The sequence below is a fragment of the Caballeronia sordidicola genome, assembly GCF_002220365.1.
GTDB lineage: Bacteria > Pseudomonadota > Gammaproteobacteria > Burkholderiales > Burkholderiaceae > Caballeronia > Caballeronia sordidicola_C.
On sequence record NZ_MTHB01000278.1, the window covers coordinates 1 to 19,349 of the forward strand.

The window sequence follows — 19,349 nt, forward strand, 5'->3', positions numbered from 1 at the left end:
GCATCGGTATCGGCATCGGTATCGGCATCGGTATCGGTATCGGTATCGGCCAGTGAAATATTGAGCAAGGAGGAGATGCGTGCAGCCGTCGCACGACGGGTCGCGTCCGGCGGATCCGAACACAAGGCATCGCCCGATATCAGACGGACTACGAATCAATCCAGGGAGAAGCAGGTTGCGGCGCAACGGATTGCGAGCGACCTACTCGAACGCCTGACTACGCTGATCGATCTTGGCCTGGGGTATCTGGCGCTGGACCGGGGCACGCCGACTCTATCGTCGGGCGAGTTGCAGCGGCTGCGGTTGGCGACGCAGCTCGCATCCCAGTTGTTCGGGGTGATTTATGTTCTCGATGAACCTTCCGCCGGTCTTCACCCGGCCGATGGTGAAGCGTTGTTCAGCGCGTTACAGCGATTGAAGGCCGCGGGCAACTCGCTGTTCGTGGTCGAGCATGATCTGGAGATGATGCGCCGGGCCGACTGGCTGGTGGATGTGGGTCCGGCCGCGGGCACGGCGGGCGGACAGGTTGTATATAGCGGGCCGCCGGCCGGATTGGCGGACATCGAGGAATCGCAAACGCGGCTGCATCTGTTTGGCGATTACCGGCCGGCTCCGCGTTCGAAGCGCACGCCGGCAGACTGGCTGCGGCTTGAGAACGTCACACGTAACAACTTGCACGACCTGGGGGTTGCTTTCCCGCTCGGCTGTTTCACGACCGTCACAGGCATCTCGGGTTCGGGAAAATCCAGCCTGGTCAGCCAGGCGTTGCCGGAGTTGGTCGCAGAATGGCTTGGCCGGCCAATCGCGGCGGAAACAGATGAAGAGCGTGATCCGCTGCTGGATGGCGAGGACATTCCAACCGGTGGCGAAATCACGGCCGGCATGGAGCGAATCCGGCGACTGGTGCGAGTCGATCAGAAGCCGATCGGACGCACGCCGCGCTCGAATCTCGCGACCTACACCGGCCTTTTCGATCATGTGCGCAAGTTGTTCGCCGAGACGCCCACGGCGCGTCGTCGCCGCTATGACGCGGGCCGGTTCTCGTTCAATGTTGCGAAGGGTCGATGTCCGACGTGCGAGGGTGAGGGATTCGTGAGTGTCGAATTGCTCTTCATGCCGAGCGTGTATGCGCCGTGTTCGACATGCGGAGGAACGCGCTACAACCCGGAGACGCTGGAGATCGAATGGAGGGGAAAGAATATTTCGGACGTGCTGCAGATGACCGTGGACAGCGCGTGTGCGTTCTTTGCCGACGAGCCGCAGATCATGCGCGCGCTGACGGTGCTCAAGGACATTGGACTGGGTTATTTGCGCCTGGGCCAACCCGCCACTGAACTGTCCGGCGGTGAGGCGCAGCGCATCAAGCTCGCGACCGAACTTCAGCGAGCGCAGCGGGGCGAGACTCTTTACATCCTGGATGAGCCCACGACCGGGTTGCATTCCACGGACAGCGACCGCTTGTTGATTCAATTGCAGGGTCTGGTCGATGCGGGTAACACGGTGATTGTGGTTGAGCACGACATGCGGGTAGCGGCCCAAAGCGACTGGGTCATCGACATGGGACCCGGCGCGGGCGAGGAAGGAGGAAAGCTGGTGGTCAGCGGCACACCGGAAGACGTGGTGAGGCGGGGGAAAACGAGCAGCTTTACGTCGAAGTATCTAAAGGCCTGCTTGTCCTGAGGTTGCATCCGGGCGAAGCCGTGAGAAAAAACAGCCGGTGACTCGCTAAGGAATCACCGGCTGCCGCACACCAAAACCGGAACGCTTAGTCCATGGTCTCGAGCGTCGGATAGTCCGTGTACCCTTCAGTACCACGTGAATAGAACGTTTCGGGGACGGGCGCATTCAACGCGGCATCGCTTTCAAAACGTTTCACCAGATCCGGGTTGGCAATAAACAACTGCCCCCACGCGACGGCGTCCGCGTCACCCCGGTCGAGCGCTGCTTGAGCGCTTTCCTTGCTGAACTTCTCGTTAGCGATATAGACGCCGCCAAATGCGCGTTTCAACTGCGGTCCAATGGAGTCAACGCCCACGCGTTCACGTGCTGCGATGAAAGCGATCTTGCGCTTACCCAACTCACGTGCAACGTAACCGAAGGTAGCGGCGCGATCGCTGTCGCCCATGGTGTGCGCATCGGCACGCGGTGCGAGGTGCATGCCAACCCGGTCAGCTCCCCAGACTTCAATACACGCGTCGACCACTTCGAGCATCAGGCGTGCGCGATTTTCAATCGGGCCACCGTAGATGTCCGTACGTTTGTTCGTGCTGTCCTGCAGGAATTGATCGAGCAAATAGCCGTTTGCGCCGTGTACTTCGACGCCGTCAAAACCGGCGAGCTTCGCGTTTTCGGCACCTTTGCGGAATGCTGCAACCACCCCTTGGATTTCGTCGAGTTCGAGCGCGCGCGGCGTCACAAATTCACGCTGCGGCTTCACAAGGCTTACATGCCCTTGGGCCGCAATTGCGCTCGGCGCCACCGGCAGGTCACCGTTGAGGAAGATCGGGTCCGAGATCCGGCCGACGTGCCACAGTTGCAGCAGGATCGTGCCGCCTGCGTCGTGGACTGCCTTCGTCACAAGCTTCCAGCCTTCGACCTGCTCGTCCGACCAGATCCCCGGCGTTTCAGCGTAACCGACGCCTTGGGGCGTGACCGAGGTCGCTTCGCTCAGGATCATGCCGGCCGCAGCGCGATCGGCATAATACTGCGCCATTAACGCGTTGGGCACACGCTCAACACCCGCGCGCTGACGCGTGAGCGGCGCCATGATGATGCGGTTGCGAAGGTTAAAGGCACCCGCTCTGAGTGGATCGAAAAGATTTGGCATTTTGAAAGTATTCCTAAATAGGGTGCAATGAGATCCGGCAACGAGAACACATGGACCAGGCTGAACGCGTCAAAGACCGTTACGAAGCTGATCGAGAAACGCCTGGATAACCGCTTCGTCGCGCTTGAAAAATATCCACTGCCCAACCCGCTTTGAGCTCACCAGGCCCGCTTTGTGAAGCGTGGCCAAGTGAGCCGACACCGTGGATTGGGACATATCGCAACGCGCGTCAATCTGGCCCGCGCACACGCCATTCTCGAGCGAAAACGCCTGCTCGCTGAAGTAGACCTCGGGCTCCTTCAGCCACACGAGAATCTCGCGGCGGACTGGGTTGGCCAGGGCCTTGTGAATGGCGTCGATATCCATGAAAAAGCGGCTTTAAGTAGAATCGCGATGAAACGAAGTATATTTCGTAAAAATCCGATATACAAGCAATCCACTATGACTGATAGGGGTAATCCCGGATCTCGCCGCTTGGTTCCTCTTCAGGTCGTTTTACGCGCATAGCGAAGCCAGACGGCGCCATGAGCGACCTGCTCGACTGATGTAAGGGCTAGATACGCGGGACTCTTCCACACATCCATCCCTACCTCGAATGAGGACGGATGTTCGCTGCGGCCATCCACGAGCGGCAAGATCAGCACGCTCACCTCATCCACCAGACCGGCATTCACGAAGGCGCCGCTCACATGCGAGCCACCCTCCACGATCAGCTTCTTCACGCCCAGTTCGCGTCCAAGCGTATTTACCACCTCGGTCAGGTCGATGCTGGTCTTGCCGCCAAAAACGTAAGACACACCAATCGACTGAAGATAGGCAAGGAAGTCATCGGAAACCTGCTCGGTTACCACTTCGATCACGTGCGACTTCAACGCGGTATTCGACTTCCATTCAACCAGTCCCTTTGGGTCAATGGAGATGGCGTATTGATCTGCGCCGCGTTTGGCGAAGTGATTCGTGCGAGGAACCGGCTGCTTCGCAAGGCCCTTCGGATACCCCTCTCCGTGCGCGATTTCCTGCATCGTGACGCGGCCGCAAATCCAGCCGTCGGCTTCAAAGGTGCCCGCCGTTTTCTCGTAGAGATCGGAAGCAAAGTCGAGATGCCAGCCGTCGGTAAGACTGCGGCCATCGACGGAAGACATCATGTGGCAAACAATATAGGGCTTCATGTGCGTTGATCTTGGGCGTTGGGGAAACCGAGCAACGCAGCAAGTAGTGTTCCGCGCCGCCTGCTAAAAACGCCACGCGCTGAGAAGGGGGAGGGCGAAATGCTTGCGAAAACAAGAACACGCTGGCATCGTGCGAATGCTTGTGGTCTCATTCGTCCTTTGGATCGCGCGGATAACGCGCCGCCGTTCATGGACCTGAAGCAGATTCACTATTTCATCGCGCTGTTCGAAGACGGCTCGGTCACGCGTGCGGCGAAGCGGCTCAATATTGTGCAGCCGGCGCTCAGCATGCAGATATCGAAGCTTGAGGCCGAGCTTCACCAGCCGCTGTTCGAGCGTGGACCGCACGGCATGACGCCGACCGAGGCCGCGCGCCTGATGTATCGGCTATACGTACCGATTATTCGCGATATCGAACACGCGCGCGAACAACTGAGCCGCAGCGACGTGATCGTCACCGGGCGCGTGGCGCTCGGCATGGTGTCGTCGGAAGCGCAGAGCGTGCTGCCCGAATCGCTCGCCACCTTCGACGCGCTGTTTCCGCAAGTGGAAGTGTCGGTGGCGGATGGCTTCAGCGCGCAATTGATCGATGCTGTCGAGGCCGGCCGCCTGGATGCCGCGGTCATCAACAAGCCGCGCGGCCGTCTCTCGCTCGACACGCGTTCCCTGCTTGACGAAGAGATGGTGCTCGTCACCAGCGTCATCCACGGACGACCGATGCCCGAGGCCATCGACCTCGCTGATCTCGGCGATCTGGAGCTCGTGCTGCCCACCCGCCGCAACGGCCTGCGCGGCGTGCTGGATGCCGCGCTTCTCAACGCCGATATTGTGATCAAGCCGAAATTTGGAATCGATCTGTTGAACACGATTGTGCAGTTCGTCGAACAGAGTAACGTGGCGACCATCCTGCCGCGTGTCGTTGTCCAGCGCAAAGTGGACGAAGGTCTGCTGCGCGCTTACCGCATTGCGTCGCCGGGAATCGTACGGCATATCGTGTGCGTGAGTCACCCGAAGCGGCCGATCAGCGCCGCGACGAACGCGCTCATCGAAATCATCACCGACAACATCCGTCGCGTGACGACGACCGCGACGTCCGCTTGAATCGCAAGCTTAGGCCAGGAAAAATCACACTGCCTGCGCCGACCGGTTCTCGAGCTTGCCCAGTGTCTCCGGCACGATGAATGCACCCACTAAAAAGATCACGCTGATCACGCCGACGAAGATCGCCAGCGTCATCGGCAACTCGCTCGGGTCCTTTGCCACCAGCGAGACAGCGGTCGGCATCATGCCGCCGATCGCAAAGCCGATATTCCACGACAGCCCCGTTCCGGTTGCTCGAATAGCGGTTGGGAAACGCTCGTTCAGGAAGATCAGGATAGGCGCATAACCCGCGCTGCCGAGTGCGCTCAGCACGACCGCATAGACACCGACCATGGTAATGCTTTGCGCGGTGGGTAACAGCAGGAACAGTGCGGGCAGCGCGATCAGGCGCACCAGTCCGATCCAGACAAACGCTGCCTTGCGGCCGATGAACGTGCTCAGGTGCCCCGCCGCCACCGACGCTACAAGTACGCCCACGCTCGCGATCATCAGGATGGCAGCGGCCGAGCCGTTAGGCACGTGGCTGACCACTTTGAGGAAGGTCGGCAGGTAACCCGAGGTCAGGTAATAACCGCTGCCGCCACCGATCGTGAGTAGCAGGTTGACAAACAGAATGCCGCGATAGTCCCGCGAAAACAGCGTCTTGATCGGCGAGCGGATGACTTCCACCGGCGCGGAGATATCGCGTGCTGCGGCCTTTGCGGCCTTCTCCTCCGCCAGCTTTTTCCAAAGCGGCGACTCTTCGAGGCTATTGAACACGAACAGCCCAAGCATCGAGCTGATGATCCCGGTGAAGAACATGCAACGCCAGCCCCATACGTCGAAGAGCGCGCCCGGAAAGATCGACGACATGGTCAGGAATACGATAGAAGCAAGCAAGGCGCCCAGGCCCGCACCACCGCCACCAATCAATCCGGACACCGCGCCGCGATACTTCGGCGCAACCGATTCCGTGCCGATAGTATGCGTGGACGCGACCACCCCGCCCACGAACACGCCCTGCACCAGCCGCAACCCGAGGAACAGGATTGGCGCTGCCAGGCCGACCTGCGCAACGGTCGGCAAGACGCCAAAAAGCGCAGTCGATATCCCCACGCCAACGACCGCTAGAATCATCGCGCCCTTGCGGCCGTGCCGGTCAGCGTAGGAACCAAACCACGCGGAGCCGAGCGGTCGCATCAGCAGGGTCACCGCGAACGACGCGTATACCGCTGCGAGCGAAAGCATGGCATGTTGGGACGGAAAGAACAGCCGGCCGACCACGGGCGCCACGTACAACAGCACGAACAGATCGAACAGATCGAGTGCCCAGCCCAGGCATGAGGCCACGACTGCGCCCATCACCTGTCGCGTGTTTACTTCGGGCGCGGCGGCGCTTTCCTGTGCTGCTACGGACATTGTCATCTCCTTGAAGGTCCCGGCGCCCTCTCTCGAATGGCACCGTGTTTTTGGCACGTCGAACTGTCGTGCTCTCGTTGGCGTTTAAGAAATCGTTGAGTGCGTTGAATCCGTTGAATACCGGCGCTGCGCTTGTGCACTGGAACCGGCTCGTATGCTCAGCATCGTGTCTGCGATTTTCTCGGCGATCATGATGGTCGGAATGTTGGTGTTGGCCGACGGCAGCCGCGGCATCAGCGACGCATCGACCACGCGCAAGCCTTGCGCGCCGTGCACGCGCCCCTGCGTATCGACCACGGCATGGCGATCATTCGCCGGACCCATCCGGCACGTGCCGCTTGCATGCCACACACCGAACACATTCGCGCGAATGAACGCGTGCAATGTCTGCTCGTCGGCCAGCAAGGACGACATATTCTGGCCGCCCGTAAAAAACCGCTGGATCAGCACGCGGCGCAGCGGCGCGGGCGTATCGAGCATCGCGCCGAGCAGCGACGTCACGACCGCGTTGGTCTTGCTCACGCGGCTGAGCGCCTTCACGCGCGGCGAAAACGCAGCCGGGAAGAAGTCGCGCGGGTCGCGGTTCAGGCCCGACGCTTCCACGACTTTTGCCAGCAAGCGGATGCCCGCGGCGAGCCGCGCGGTATCGCGTTCATCGTCGAGCAAATTCAGATCCACGCGCGGTGCTACAGCGGCGTCGGGCGAAACCAATTGCACTTGGCCGCGCGAATACGGCCGGTTGCACCACAAAAAGAACAAGCCCAGGCGGTTGCCCAGCGCGTGCCACGCAGCGCGGGTCGCGCTCGACAAATACATGTCAGACGTATCGCAGTGGTCAACGCCCGACGTAAAACGCGCAGCCGTCATGCTTGCGCGCCGCTGCGTGAGTGGCATCCTGAAACGCGGTTCGAGGAAATGGCAAAACGTCAGCGACGGATGGTCCTGCAGGTTGCGGCCCACGCCGGGCAAGTCGATCACGCAGCGCAAGCCGAGGGCGTCGAGATCCGCCCTGCCGCCAATGCCTGCGCGCAGCAGCATCGCCGGAGACTGCAACGCCCCGGCCGCAATGATTACTTCACGCGCCTCGAATTGCACCCGTTCACCATTGGCCACGATCGCCAGCACCCCTTTCGCCGTGACGCCGTCCATCACAATGCGCTCGACCTTCAGGTTCGCAAAGATCGACAGCTTCGGCCGTTTTCGCGTCGCCGCATCAAGGTAAGCGCTCGCGGTGCTCACGCGCCGGTCGTCGAGATTCGAGAACGCGCCGGGGAAAATGCCGTCGCCAAATTCCGCGTTCTGGTCCTGCAGCATGGCAAGGCCATTCTTGTGCAGGCCCTTCGCGAATGCATGGCAAAAAGGCGGCCAGTCGCGGGGCATGATGCGGCGGATAGCAACTGGCCCATCGCTACCGTGCAACGCGTTATCGGGGAAATTCACATCGCGTTCAAGCTTGCGGAAATACGGCAGCACGTCGTCCCAGCCCCAACCCGCCGCACCGTTCGCCGCCCAGTCGTCGTAGTCGCGCGGCAAGCCTCGATTCGCCGACTGGACATTGATGCTCGAGCCGCCGCCCATCACACGGCCCTGCTCGTACACGCGCTCGGCCGACTGCTTCGTGGCCCGCGCTTTCAGTGCGGGCCAGATGTAGGTGTCGCCGCAAAACACCGGCATGGGGTAGCTGTCGAGGATCGCTTCGGGCACTTGGCCCGGCGGCGTATCCGGGCCCGCTTCGATCAACGCGACACGCAACGACGGCACGGCCGACAGCCGGTGCGCGAGCACGCACCCCGCCGACCCGCCGCCCACGATCACGTAATCGAACGCCTCCATACCTGCCTCCATGTGTCGACCAATCTTCAGCTTCCGCGAAACACCGGCTTGCGTTTGCTATGGAACGCTTCCACGCCTTCACGGAAATCGTCCGATGTGCGCAGCCGGCTATAGCTGTGTCCTTCTAGTTCGATGGCAATCGAGAGCGGCGCATCTTCCGTGTCGTTGAGCAGCTTCTTGGCCGTGCGTTGTGCGAGCGGCGAGAACGCGCGCAGTTCATCGACCAGTGCATCAGTCGCGGCTTCCAGCTGCGCGTCTGCCACGCACTCCACCGCGATGCCCCATTCATATGCCTGCTTGCCGGGAATCCGGCGCGAGCGCATCACAATGTCCTTGGTCCTGCCAACGCCCACCATCTGCTGCAGACGCGCCGATCCGCCAGAGCCCGGGATCTGGCCGAGCTTCTGCTCCGGCAGCGCGTAGAAGGTCGTGTCGGTCGCAATGCGGAAGTCACAAGCGAGCGACAACTCGAAGCCCACGCCAAAGCAGAAGCCGCGATTCGCCGCAATCACCGGCTTCGAGCAGCGCGCGGGCGCCGCGATATTCCACGCCAGTTTCGACACATGTTCCGGCGATGCTTCAAGGAAACCCTTGATGTCGCCACCGCTTGAAAAATGTTCACCGTTAGCACGCACCACGATCACGCGCACGCGGTCGTCTTCGTCGAGCGCTTCGAACGCCGCGCGCAGTTGGTCGCGTGCGTGCATCGAAATGACGTTGAGCGGCGGGCGATGCAAAATGATGTCGGCACGCTCGCGTTTTTCATCGACTTCGATGGAAAAGCCGTCCAGGTCCTGCAACAGCGTCTGGCCGCGATGGATCAAGTCAGTCATCGGTTACTCCTTCGTTGTTTTGGTAGGGTTGTTCGTGGTGTCGATGTCATATTCGCCGGCGGATAATTTACGGCGCAGGATCTTGCCGACCGGCGACTTCGGAATCTCGTCGACGAAAACGTAGTCGCGCGGACGCTTGAAATTCACGAGATCCGACTCGCGGCACCAGGCGTCGAGCGCGCCGGCAGCGACATGGTCACGGCGCTTGATGAACGCGACCACGCGCTGTCCCCAACGCTCGTCTTTCACACCCGCGACGGCCACTTCGTCCACGGCCGGATGCAGCGACAACACCGATTCGATATCGACCGGCGAGATGTTTTCGCCGCCGCTGATGATCATGTCGTCCACACGGCCGCTCACGAAGAGGTCACCGTCCTCGTCGAAGAAACCGGTGTCACCGGTGAAGTACCAGCCGGCGCGCAAGGACTTCGCATTCGCATCCGGACGATTCCAGTAGCCCTCGAATGCTTCGTCCCCGAGCAGGTCCGCAATGATCTGGCCTTCCTCGTGTACGGCAGCGAAATCGGCCGGCGAGGCAGCATCCAGCTTCACGACGCGCAGCCGCGTGTTGATGCCCGCACGGCCAGCGCTGCCGGGCTTACGGGTGGCGTCCTGGTCAATGCTGCACGTGTACACCTCGGATGATCCATAGTGGTTCACGAACAGATCGGGCTTGAATGCGGCTGACAGACGCTTCAGCAAGCCATCGCTCATGGGCGCACCCGCGAAACCGAGCTTCGTCACCGAACCTGTGCTTGTGTTTTCAAAGCCGGGTGCGCCCAGCAGGTCGTGATAAAGCGTGGGCACGAGATACAGACACGTAAGTTCGAATGAGCTGATCGACTCCAGCGCCTCGGCTGCGTTCCAGCGCCGCACGCAGACGAACAGGCCGTCGACCAGCGCCATGGCGAGCAGCGAGCGCACGCCCATGGTGTGATACAGCGGCATGACGCCCAGCGTGCGTTCGCCGTGGCGGTACAGGTTCTGCGCGACGTGTGCGAGCGCAGCGGCGCGTTCATGCCGGTGACGGCGCGGCACCCCCTTCGCCTTGCCCGTTGTCCCGGAGGTATAGAGGATCAGCGAGAGGTCGTCGGCTGTGGCTTCTGTCGTGACGCTCGCTGCATTCGTGGCGTTCGTGGCGTTCGTGGCGTTCGTGGCGTTCGTGGCGTTAGCGCTCAGCAACGCATCGAACGAAGTCGTTCCAAGGGCATTGTCCAGCGCGATACGCGGCAGATTCTGCGCCGCCTCGCTCGCATAAACCGCATCGGCGGACACCGGTTCGAATACGACCGCTTTCGCGCCCGCATCGCTCACGCAGTAGTCAAGTTCGTCGGGCTTCGCGCGCCAGTTCAATGGCGTCATGACAATGCCCGCGAACTGGCAGGCCCAATGCAACGTGGCCATTTCCCAACGGTTCTGCAGTACCGCGACCAGACGGTCGCCGCGTGCGAGACCCAGCTCGCGCAAACCACCGGCAGCCTTGAGGATGGTGTCGTGCCACTGCGCATACGTCAGCCTTACGTCACCATCCACGAGAGCAAGCGTGTTGGGGCTGCGTTCAACGCTTTGCAAAAAAGTCCGGCCGAGATCAAGCATGTTCCGGCTCCTTCTTGCTGTCCTCGTTGTCCTTGTTACGCAAAGCCGCCACGTCCAACACCGCCGCCACGATAGGCGTGTAGCCTGTACATCGGCACAGATGGCCCGACAGCATCTCGCGTACTTGCATTTCCGTCGGGTCCGGTACGCGCTTCAGATAGTCCGCGCATGACATCAGGATACCGGCGGTGCAAAAGCCGCACTGCAATGCGTGATGACGTTGGAACGCCCGCTGCAGATCGCCTAGCGTCTGGTCAGGCGCAAGCCCTTCAACCGTGTCCACCCGGCGTCCCTCCACCTGCACCGCCAACATCAGGCATGACCGTGCCGCCACGCCGTCCACATGCACGGTGCACGCACCGCACACGCCATGCTCACAACCCACGTGCGTGCCGGTCGCGCCCAGTTCATGACGCACGAAATCGGACAACAGGTCTCGCGATTCGCAATAGCCCGTACGCTCCCGTCCATTGAGCGTCACGGTGATGCGCCGGTGCTCGCCCCGCGCAAGTGTAGTGGATGATGTCTTGCTCACTTGGCCTCCTCTATCACGCGCCATCCGAGTTGCCGTACCAGATGGCGTCTATACATTGCGCTGACATGGGTGTCATCCTGCGCATTCAGCTTCCAGCTCAAGTCGTTCAGCGCGCCACGCAAGTCGTCGCCATGCAGCCTTGGCCATTGCTCGACAACCGGCCGGTCCGCCACTCCGCCTACGGCGATCCTGATCGATGTATCGGTGACCACGGTTGCACACGCGACCATCGCAAAGTCGCCGTGGCGTGCTGAAAATTCGGTAAACGCATATCGCTCGCCAGCCCGCTTCAACGGGAACCGCACGCCTTCAACCAGTTCGTCCGGCTCGCGCGCCGTCATCAGCATGCCCTGGAAAAAGTCTTCCGCCTTGAGCACGCGCTTGCGTTTCTTCGAGCGCAACATGACGTCACCGCCCAGCACCGAGAGCACCAGCGGCAGCTCCGCGCTAGGGTCGGCATGAGCGATCGACCCGCATACGGTGCCGCGATTGCGGATCTGAAAATGCGAGATGTGCGGGAATGCGAGCGCGAGCAACGGGACTTCGTTCTGCAGTGAAGGACGCCATTCCACGCTGCCTTGCGTGGCGGCAGCGCTCACCACGAGATGCCCGTGGTCAATGCTCACGCGATCGAGTTCCTCGGTGCGAGAGATATCGATCAGTACCCGCGGTTGCGCCAGCCGCATGTTCAGCACGGCCATCAGCGACTGGCCGCCGGCAAGAATGCGTGCCTCTTCGCCGGTTTGCGCGAGGGCGTCGAGCGCCTCGTGCGTGGAAATGGCGCGCATATAGTCGAATGGCGCCGGCTTCATGACTTTCTCCTGAAGCGTGCAGCGAGCCGGCCGAGCCATGAACCGCCGGCTTTTACGGGCTTGCCCGCCGCCTGGCGTCCCAGGGATTCAAACAGCTGGCGCAACACCACCTTCGCCGCGCCTTCAAGCATCCGTCCGCCCACGGCTGCGACCTTGCCCGAGACCTGTGCCTCATAGTCGTAGGTGAGCCGCGTACCGGTGCCAACGGGCGTGAGTTCCACGAGACCATTGCCACGCGCGCTGCCAAGCGAAGACATGCCTGCGCCCGCGAGCCGCAGCCGGCGCGGCGGATCGAGATCGGTCAGCGTGATCTCCGCTTCGAAGCGCGCCTTGATCATCCCAACGCCTACGGTCACATCCGCCCGATACGCGTTTTCGCCCTTCGCCTCAAGCGCGTGACAGCCGGGAATCACCTTGGCGAGCGCTGTCGGATCGAGCAATACCGCAAAGATCGCTTCTGGGGATGCCGCGAGATCCACGCTACCTTGCGCGCTCAGCGCTTTGCCGCCGGGCAGGAGCGGCTTCTTCTGCTGTGTCTCCCGGAACTCAGGCCGCGAAGGCTCAGGGTCATCGATGCCGACCAGCGCCATCACCTTCGAAGGCGTCAGCGGCAAACGGATGTCATGCGCACCGAGCGCGTCGGCCACCGCATTCGCGATGCAGGGCGGTGTGCTCATGTTGTTGCCTTCGCCGAGTCCCTTCGCTCCAAGAGGCGTGAAAGGCGATGGCGTCTCCAGATGGATGATCATCGGCTCGGGCACTTCGCAGGTGGTCGGCATCAGGTAATCGGCTAGCGTGCCGGACTGGAAACTGCCGTCCGAACCATAGCGAAACTCTTCCATCAGCGCCGCACCAAGCCCCTGCGCGAACGCGCCGCGAATCTGGCCGTCGGCGAGCGCGGGGTTCAGCAACGTGCCGGCATCGTGCGCGGTCACATAGCGGTCGACCCGCACGCGCCCCGTTGCACGGTCCACTTCCACGCCGCACATGTCGAAGGCAAAACCATACGCCGCCGATGTATTGATGCGGTCCTGCTCATCGGGCGCGTCCATGTTTTCCGGCGTCCAGAACACCGTCTCGCGCAGACCCGGCTCTTCGCCTTCAGGCAGCAATGCAGGCGCCCAATGCGGTGCATTGCTGGCTACGCGGCCGAAGGGCATCGCGCGGTCTTCGGCGCCCTTTGCGTACACCCGGCCGCCCTCGAAGCAGATGTCCTCGGGCTTGCAGCCAAGCTGCGACGACAGGATGCGCGCCAGCTTGTCGCGTACCCGCACGGCGGCAAGATGCACCGTGCCGGCGACAGCTCCAGCAAAGCGGCTCGAATAATTCCCCGACGCCACCGACCACGCGTCCTTGTGCGTATCGAACTCCACGTTCACCACGATCTCGTGCGGCGCGAGCCCGAGCACGTCTGCCACCACTTGCGCGCACACGGTCATGTGCCCCTGCCCCGCCGGTGTCGACGCCACCGTCACCACCACGCCGCCAAGCAGGTCGACACTGACCGTCGCACTCGCAATCGCGCCGCTCTTAGGTCCTGCCTTCTTGCGTGCTTCGGCGGGCATCACCGTCGTGATGTACCCCATGTTCGATACCGACGGCTCGACGATCGCCGCAAAGCCGATGCCGTACAAATTGCCTTCCTTACGTGCAGCTTCGCGGCGTGCCTTCAGCTCGTCGTAACCGCCCTCGGCGAGCGCGCGCTTCAGCGCTTCCTGATAGTTGCCCGAGTCCAGCAACGCACCCGCTGCGGCGCGATAGGGGAAGGCATCGGCTGGAACGAAATTGCGCCGGTATACGTCCAGCACATCGAGCTTCAACTCGATCGCGATGCGTTGCATCAGGCGCTCGAGCGCGAAATAAACCTGTGGGCCGCCGAAACCGCGTACGAGGCCCGTAGGCGTCTTGTTGGTCAGCACAACCCTGTTGCGCACCAGCAGCCCGGGAATGGCGTAGGCGCCCGTTAAGCAGCCGTGCATGCGATAAAAAGTGGCCGGCTCGGGCGCGCGCAGATAACCGCCGCAATCCTCGATCTGGTCATAGTTGAGCGCGGTGATCCGGCCATCGTTTTCCACCGCAGCTTCGAGTGTGGTCAACCGCGCCGTGGCGGAGGTCGCCGCGCTCAGGTGTTCAAGCCGGTCTTCCACGTATTTCACCGGCGCGTTCGCCTTGCGCGAGGCGAGGCACATCAGCACGACGTAGGGGAAGACGGCCTGCTTCACGCCGAAGCTGCCGCCCGAATCGCGCGGTGCCTTGTGACGCAAACGGTTAGCCGGCACGTTCAGCGCGAGCGCCATTACGGCGTGCAGCGAGAACGGCCCCATGAAGTTCGAGGTAACCTCATAACCTTCGGCGCCGGAAAGATACTCCGCCACAACCACGGCGCATTCGATCGGCGCACAGGTATTGCGCGGATAATGCGCTTCCAGCTTCACGCGATGCGGCGCGTTCCTGAATGCCGCTTCGGGCTCGCCGTAGCGGAAACTGCGGTCGCTGATCACGTTGGTCTCGACATTCGGATGCAGCACCGGCGCGTCGCTTTCGAGCGCGCCTTCTATCGACGTCACCGGGTCGAGCGTCTTGTATTGCACCTTGATCAGGTCGAGTGCGTCCTCGGCCAATGCACGCGTTTCAGCCATCACCACCGCAACCGGTTCGCCGACATAGCGCACGCGGTCAGTCGCAAGCGTCCACTGCTCCATCTTCGACTTCACACCGACCACGAACGGGCGCGACCACGCAGCAAGGTCCTCGCGCGTCAGCATCCCTCGCACGCCTTCGCACGCGAGCGCAGCGGTGGTGTCGATGGAAATCAGTTCGGCATGGGCGTGCGGCGAGCGCAGGACGGCTGCGTGCAGCGTGCCGGGCTTGATACCCAGGTCGTCGCCATAACGGCCGCGGCCAGTCAGGATGGCGGGGTCTTCGAAACGTTCGAGCGACTTCCCGACATAAGTGGTCTTTGGTTTGAGCGGCGGCGCCAGCGCCTCTTGCGCCCCTATGACCGCCTCGGATGCGCGCGCACCGATACCGGTTGAACCGGTCTGTTCGCGCTGGTTCATTCGTCTGCTCCTTCGTCGCGTCGTGCGCCGAATTCATCGGCGAGACCGCTCCATCGCCGGGCTATTTCACGGTGCTCAATGCTGAACAGATCGAGAATCCGGCCGACGGTATGGTCAACGACATCCTCAATGGTCTTGGGATGCGCATAGAAGGCCGGCACCGGCGGCATGATGATTGCGCCCATCTCGGTCGCCATCGTCATGTTGCGCAAGTGCGCGAGATTGAGCGGTGTTTCGCGCGCCACCAGCACCAGGCGGCGGCGCTCTTTCAGCATCACGTCCGCTGCGCGCGTGAGCAGGTTATCGGCAAAACCGTTCGCCACCGCGGCCAGCGTTTTCATCGAGCAGGGAGCTACGACCATGCCGCTGGTCACGAACGAACCGCTCGCAATCGACGCGCCGACATCGCGGACGTTATGCACGACGTCGGCCAGCGCATCGAGATCATTGCGCGTCAGCCCGAGCTCCTGCGCCGCCGTCACCGCACCCGACGCCGATACGATCAAATGCGTCTCATGCGTGCCCATCCGTCGCAACGCAGCAAGCAGCCGCACGCCGATGACAGCGCCGCTCGCCCCCGAGATCCCGACGACCAGGCGCGGCTTTTGATCGTCGCTCATTATTTCTCGCTCAGGTACGTGTCGAAGCCGTGGTTATCGGGTGCGACAAGCGCGTCGAGATCGACCGCGTCGTAGCCGGGAATCCGCACACGGGTGAACACATGGCCCGGATAGACCACCGGCCGCGTGGCATCCAGGCCCATCTTCGCGCTGATGCCTTGCATATGCGGGGGGGCATCGTCCGGCTGGCCGACGGTCGTCGACGGGTCCAGCGGCGAGCCTTGCGCGCCTTCGATCAACACGAGATCGCGGTCCGCCTGGAAGCGCGTGGCAATCGCCCATTCAATTTCAGCGGGATCATGAATGTCCACGTCGGTGTCCACTACAACGACCTGCTTGATGTCGTAATGCGCGCCGAATGCACACAGGATTACGTTCTTGGCCTCGCCCTCGCGCTTCTTTTCGAACTGCACCCACAGGTGATAACGACATACGCCGCCCACTGAAAGATGCACGTCGGTCACCCCAGGGTGGCTGCGTTGAAGATGCGATAAAAGCGTCGCCTCACGCGGAATTCCGCCCAGCAGCAAATGCTCCATTTCGGCTGGCACGATGGTGTGATAAACGGGCTTCCGCCGATGCGTGAGCGCCGTCACCTCGATCACTTCGCGCGCTTCCTGTGCGCTGTAGTACTTCGGAAATTCACCGAACGGGCCTTCCGCTTCGCGCACGTCCGGCAGGATGCGGCCCTCGATCACGATCTCCGCGAACGCCGGCACGCGCACCTCGTTCGTCACGCATTTAACGACCGGCAAGGGCGCGCCGTGCAGTGCGCCGGCGATCTCCAACTCGTCGAAATCGATCGGAGAAATGGCTTGGGACGCGAGCATGGTCAGCGGATCGACGCCAATTGCCACCGCAATATCGAGCGCATCGCCCGCAGCTTCGGCGGTTTTCTGGAATGCATAAAGATGGCGCGGCAGCAGCAGGATCGCCATGCGATCGCGAGCGTGAACCTGGATACGGTTGATCGAAACGTTCTGTACGCCGGTGCGGGGGTTCCGGGCAATCACGAGACCTGCGGTGATATACGGACCGTTGTCGTGTTCGCTATGGGTGGGGATCGGCAGCAACGCGTGAAGGTCGATGCCGCTGGTATGCACGACTTGCTGGCAAGCGGCTTCTCCGGCGGGCACTTCTTTCCATGGCAGCGGATGATCCGCTGCATCGCGGAAACGTTGCAACAGGTCCTTCTCCGCCACGCCCATGGCCTCGGCAATCCACGCGCGCCTGGACATGAAGCCGCTGACCACCGGCATGTCGTGTCCACCGGGGGCGAGGAATACTGCCGCTTGCGTGCCGTCGAGCCGCTTCGCCACGGCCGCGAGTTCGTGTTTCAGCGCGACCGGTTTGGCGATGGTCGCGACGCGTCCCGTGGCAGAGAGGTGGGCGAGCCAGCCACGCAGCGACAACGCGTCGAAGGATTGGGGGGCCGGCGAGGGTGTAGCAGGGCGGTTCGTCGCGGCGTCACGTTGATTCATCTGCGTCTCCATATTTCTGAAATGAAGCGTAGCGACAACGCGATATAACTTCTAATACTGTTTTTTGATGCGCTCGATCAGTGCCCGTGATATCCGTGTTTGCCCTGATGTAAGTCTTTCGTTAGTGGAATATCCATAACATGGGGCTTGGAAGCGGTACCCTCCGACCGGGCCTCTGATAAATCGCTGCTGCTTCATTAGACTTATTGATAGCCTGTTCGCCGGGCCACTATCCGCTATCTTTGCTGAGCTGAGCCGACCTCCATGGACCTGAAGCAGATTCAGTATTTCATCGCCCTGTTCGAGGACGGTTCCGTCACGCGGGCAGCCAAGCGGCTGAACATCGTGCAACCTGCCTTGAGCATGCAGATCGCCAAGCTGGAGGACGAACTGCATCAACAACTCTTTGAACGCGGGGCGCACGGCATGGCCCCGACCGCAGCGGGACGGCTGATGTACCGCCTCTTCCTGCCAATCATTCGTGATCTCGCGCACGCGCGCCAGCAACTGGTGCAGCGTGACGAAGTGGTGACGGGGCATGTATCGATAGGCTTGATTGCGTCGGTGACGGAGAGCGTTCTGGCCGATTCACTATCGCGGTTTCACGCTCGTTATCCGCATGTGGAAGTCACCGTGTCCGACGGTTACAGCGCGACGTTCATCGACTGGGTATCAGGCGGACAGCTCGACGCCGCGCTGATCAACAAACCTCGCGCGCGCCTGTCGCTCGACTCGCAGCCCTTGCTCGATGAAGAGATGGTGTTGGTCACCAGCGCCGTGCATGGTCCTGACCTGCCGCATGCCATCGAGCTTGCGCAGCTTCCTGAACTCGAACTGGTGTTGCCCACGAAGCGCCATGGCTTGCGCGGCGTACTCGATACCGCTGCCCAGCACGAAGACGTACTGCTCGCACCACGCTTCGAGATAGACGTGCTGAGCACGATCGTCAAGCTGGTGGAAAGCACGCGCTTCGCGACGATCCTTCCGCGCATCGTGGTGGAGCGCGCGGTGCGGCTCGGCACGCTGCGCGCCTATCCCATTCTTGCACCGCGGATCGTGCGCCATATTGTGCGGATCAGCCATCCGCGGCGCCCGTTGAGCGCGGCGGCGGAAGCGCTGATAGCGATCATTGCGGACGAATTGCGGCTGGTGTCCAGCGAATCGACCATGGAGGCTTGAACGTAGCTAGTCCGCTTACCGCTCTTCGAGCACCGAGAGAATATTGCCCGCCGGGTCCTTGAACCAGGCAATCACCGGGCCTTCGGGGCCGCGGCAGACTCCTTTGGCGTCGGTCTTGAGACTCGGCATGTCATAGTGTTCGAAATTCACGCCGCGCGCGCTCAGCGTGTCGACTGCCAGGTCCACGCTGTCGACCGGGAAGTTCAGTACCGTGTACGTCGCCGCTACATGATCAGGCTTGGGATAGACAAGTACGTTGTTGCCGCCCGCCAGATGCAGCTTGAGAATGCCCATGGGCTCGCTCGTCACCTTGAGGCCAAGGGTCTCGCTGTAAAACGCCTTCGCTTCAGCGAGATCCTTCACCGCGAAACCGCTGAACGCGGGGCTGTCTTTCAATAGCGTTTGCATCGTTTGCTCCTTTCAATGCTTGCAACTCATGCGTCCGACCACGACGCGCGCAACTCCTTGACCGGACGCACTTCCACGCCGCCCAGGCGCGCGCCGGGAAAGCCGGAAGCCACGCGCATGGCTTCATTCATGTCGCGTGCCTGAATCAGAAGAAAGCCGCCCACCTGCTCCTTCGTCTCGGCGAACGGGTCATCCGTTATGGAGACGTCCTCGCCGCGAACCCTCAGTGTGACGGCTTCCCTCGCGTACTGAAGCGCCTGCGCCGCAATGAGATGGCGGCTCTCTCGCAGGCGTTCGTCGTATGCGAGGGATTCATCGATTAGTGCGTCGTACTGCCGTTTCGACAGGTCGTCGAGCACACGTTCGTCAAAGAAAATGAGGCACAGGAATTTCATCGATGTCTCCGGTTAAGGGTGGCTTCATCCTGGCGACGCATGAGCCAAGTCGAAATCGACAGACGACGGGTGCAAAAAAGTATCGAAATGTAACGAACAG

Annotated in this window: 16 protein-coding genes and 1 pseudogene; 3 read left to right on the top strand and 14 right to left on the bottom strand. The window is 61.8% G+C overall.

Annotated elements, in window-relative coordinates:
- Nucleotides 1-1,680, top strand: a pseudogene (locus BSU04_RS40115) (ATP-binding cassette domain-containing protein); the annotation flags it as partial.
- Nucleotides 1,681-1,765: 85 nt separating this feature from the next.
- Here BSU04_RS40115 and BSU04_RS40120 read toward each other — a convergent pair.
- From BSU04_RS40120 to BSU04_RS40130, 3 genes are all read right to left on the bottom strand, one after another.
- Nucleotides 1,766-2,827: an alkene reductase gene (locus BSU04_RS40120; RefSeq protein ID WP_089165754.1), complete on the bottom strand. Its 1,062-nt coding sequence runs from the start codon at nt 2,825-2,827 to the stop codon at nt 1,766-1,768.
- Nucleotides 2,828-2,896: 69 nt separating this feature from the next.
- Complete coding sequence (locus BSU04_RS40125; protein WP_089165755.1) at nt 2,897-3,193, bottom strand: ArsR/SmtB family transcription factor; 297 nt, start codon at nt 3,191-3,193, stop codon at nt 2,897-2,899.
- 119 nt (nt 3,194-3,312) lie between these two features.
- Entirely contained in the window at nt 3,313-3,996 is a 684-nt protein-coding gene (locus tag BSU04_RS40130; RefSeq protein WP_089165756.1) for a dihydrofolate reductase family protein, read from the bottom strand.
- A 189-nt stretch (nt 3,997-4,185) separates the two neighbouring features.
- On the opposite strand from BSU04_RS40130, the gene BSU04_RS40135 reads away from it, so the two are divergent.
- Nucleotides 4,186-5,097, top strand: a complete 912-nt coding sequence (locus BSU04_RS40135; protein ID WP_089165940.1) for a LysR family transcriptional regulator — start codon at nt 4,186-4,188, stop codon at nt 5,095-5,097.
- 24 nt (nt 5,098-5,121) lie between these two features.
- On the opposite strand, the gene BSU04_RS40140 is transcribed toward BSU04_RS40135, so the two are convergent.
- The 9 genes from BSU04_RS40140 to BSU04_RS40180 all read right to left on the bottom strand — a co-directional run bounded on the left by BSU04_RS40140 (nt 5,122) and on the right by BSU04_RS40180 (nt 17,267).
- Nucleotides 5,122-6,495, bottom strand: coding sequence for an MFS transporter (locus tag BSU04_RS40140; RefSeq protein ID WP_089165757.1), 1,374 nt, complete (start codon nt 6,493-6,495; stop codon nt 5,122-5,124).
- A gap of 84 nt (nt 6,496-6,579) precedes the next feature.
- Nucleotides 6,580-8,328 (bottom strand): GMC family oxidoreductase, encoded by a 1,749-nt coding sequence (locus tag BSU04_RS40145; protein WP_089165758.1) that lies wholly within the window; start codon nt 8,326-8,328, stop codon nt 6,580-6,582.
- 26 nt (nt 8,329-8,354) lie between these two features.
- Nucleotides 8,355-9,161, bottom strand: a complete 807-nt coding sequence (locus BSU04_RS40150; protein ID WP_089165759.1) for an enoyl-CoA hydratase/isomerase family protein — start codon at nt 9,159-9,161, stop codon at nt 8,355-8,357.
- Between the two features lie 3 nt (nt 9,162-9,164).
- A complete protein-coding gene (locus BSU04_RS40155) occupies nt 9,165-10,760 on the bottom strand; it encodes an AMP-binding protein (protein ID WP_089165760.1) in 1,596 nt (531 codons plus the stop codon).
- The gene (locus BSU04_RS40160) at nt 10,753-11,295 is read right to left on the bottom strand and encodes a (2Fe-2S)-binding protein (RefSeq protein WP_256983826.1); all 543 of its coding nucleotides are present in this window, start codon (nt 11,293-11,295) and stop codon (nt 10,753-10,755) included. The genes BSU04_RS40155 and BSU04_RS40160 overlap by 8 nt, the downstream gene beginning before the upstream one ends.
- Nucleotides 11,292-12,107, bottom strand: coding sequence for an FAD binding domain-containing protein (locus BSU04_RS40165; protein ID WP_089165762.1), 816 nt, complete (start codon nt 12,105-12,107; stop codon nt 11,292-11,294). The genes BSU04_RS40160 and BSU04_RS40165 overlap by 4 nt, the downstream gene beginning before the upstream one ends.
- Nucleotides 12,104-15,166, bottom strand: a complete 3,063-nt coding sequence (locus tag BSU04_RS40170) for a xanthine dehydrogenase family protein molybdopterin-binding subunit (RefSeq protein ID WP_089165763.1) — start codon at nt 15,164-15,166, stop codon at nt 12,104-12,106. Before BSU04_RS40170 ends, BSU04_RS40165 begins: the two co-directional genes overlap by 4 nt.
- Complete coding sequence (locus BSU04_RS40175) at nt 15,163-15,786, bottom strand: UbiX family flavin prenyltransferase (protein WP_089165764.1); 624 nt, start codon at nt 15,784-15,786, stop codon at nt 15,163-15,165. Before BSU04_RS40175 ends, BSU04_RS40170 begins: the two co-directional genes overlap by 4 nt.
- A complete protein-coding gene (locus tag BSU04_RS40180; protein ID WP_089165765.1) occupies nt 15,786-17,267 on the bottom strand; it encodes a UbiD family decarboxylase in 1,482 nt (493 codons plus the stop codon). The genes BSU04_RS40175 and BSU04_RS40180 overlap by 1 nt, the downstream gene beginning before the upstream one ends.
- 264 nt (nt 17,268-17,531) lie before the next feature.
- Here BSU04_RS40180 and BSU04_RS40185 point away from each other — a divergent pair, with 264 nt between their 5' ends.
- Nucleotides 17,532-18,446, top strand: coding sequence for a LysR family transcriptional regulator (locus BSU04_RS40185; RefSeq protein ID WP_089165766.1), 915 nt, complete (start codon nt 17,532-17,534; stop codon nt 18,444-18,446).
- Nucleotides 18,447-18,461: 15 nt separating this feature from the next.
- On the opposite strand, the gene BSU04_RS40190 is transcribed toward BSU04_RS40185, so the two are convergent.
- Together BSU04_RS40190 and BSU04_RS40195 are read right to left on the bottom strand one after the other, a co-directional pair.
- Complete coding sequence (locus BSU04_RS40190; protein ID WP_089165767.1) at nt 18,462-18,854, bottom strand: VOC family protein; 393 nt, start codon at nt 18,852-18,854, stop codon at nt 18,462-18,464.
- A gap of 26 nt (nt 18,855-18,880) precedes the next feature.
- Nucleotides 18,881-19,249 (bottom strand): YciI family protein, encoded by a 369-nt coding sequence (locus BSU04_RS40195; RefSeq protein ID WP_089165768.1) that lies wholly within the window; start codon nt 19,247-19,249, stop codon nt 18,881-18,883.
- Between the last annotated feature and the right edge of the window lie 100 nt (nt 19,250-19,349).

What these genes read in the sequence shown, in the direction of transcription:
- BSU04_RS40190 (WP_089165767.1), bottom strand. Translation starts at nt 18,854, where the DNA reads ATGCAAACGCTATTGAAAGACAGCCCCGCGTTCAGCGGTTTCGCGGTG.
- BSU04_RS40170 (WP_089165763.1), bottom strand. Translation starts at nt 15,166, where the DNA reads ATGAACCAGCGCGAACAGACCGGTTCAACCGGTATCGGTGCGCGCGCA.
- BSU04_RS40125 (WP_089165755.1), bottom strand. Translation starts at nt 3,193, where the DNA reads ATGGATATCGACGCCATTCACAAGGCCCTGGCCAACCCAGTCCGCCGC.
- BSU04_RS40165 (WP_089165762.1), bottom strand. Translation starts at nt 12,107, where the DNA reads ATGAAGCCGGCGCCATTCGACTATATGCGCGCCATTTCCACGCACGAG.
- BSU04_RS40180 (WP_089165765.1), bottom strand. Translation starts at nt 17,267, where the DNA reads ATGAATCAACGTGACGCCGCGACGAACCGCCCTGCTACACCCTCGCCG.
- BSU04_RS40195 (WP_089165768.1), bottom strand. Translation starts at nt 19,249, where the DNA reads ATGAAATTCCTGTGCCTCATTTTCTTTGACGAACGTGTGCTCGACGAC.
- BSU04_RS40130 (WP_089165756.1), bottom strand. Translation starts at nt 3,996, where the DNA reads ATGAAGCCCTATATTGTTTGCCACATGATGTCTTCCGTCGATGGCCGC.
- BSU04_RS40140 (WP_089165757.1), bottom strand. Translation starts at nt 6,495, where the DNA reads ATGTCCGTAGCAGCACAGGAAAGCGCCGCCGCGCCCGAAGTAAACACG.
- BSU04_RS40145 (WP_089165758.1), bottom strand. Translation starts at nt 8,328, where the DNA reads ATGGAGGCGTTCGATTACGTGATCGTGGGCGGCGGGTCGGCGGGGTGC.
- BSU04_RS40120 (WP_089165754.1), bottom strand. Translation starts at nt 2,827, where the DNA reads ATGCCAAATCTTTTCGATCCACTCAGAGCGGGTGCCTTTAACCTTCGC.
- BSU04_RS40150 (WP_089165759.1), bottom strand. Translation starts at nt 9,161, where the DNA reads ATGACTGACTTGATCCATCGCGGCCAGACGCTGTTGCAGGACCTGGAC.
- BSU04_RS40135 (WP_089165940.1), top strand. Translation starts at nt 4,186, where the DNA reads ATGGACCTGAAGCAGATTCACTATTTCATCGCGCTGTTCGAAGACGGC.
- BSU04_RS40185 (WP_089165766.1), top strand. Translation starts at nt 17,532, where the DNA reads ATGGACCTGAAGCAGATTCAGTATTTCATCGCCCTGTTCGAGGACGGT.
- BSU04_RS40155 (WP_089165760.1), bottom strand. Translation starts at nt 10,760, where the DNA reads ATGCTTGATCTCGGCCGGACTTTTTTGCAAAGCGTTGAACGCAGCCCC.
- BSU04_RS40175 (WP_089165764.1), bottom strand. Translation starts at nt 15,786, where the DNA reads ATGAGCGACGATCAAAAGCCGCGCCTGGTCGTCGGGATCTCGGGGGCG.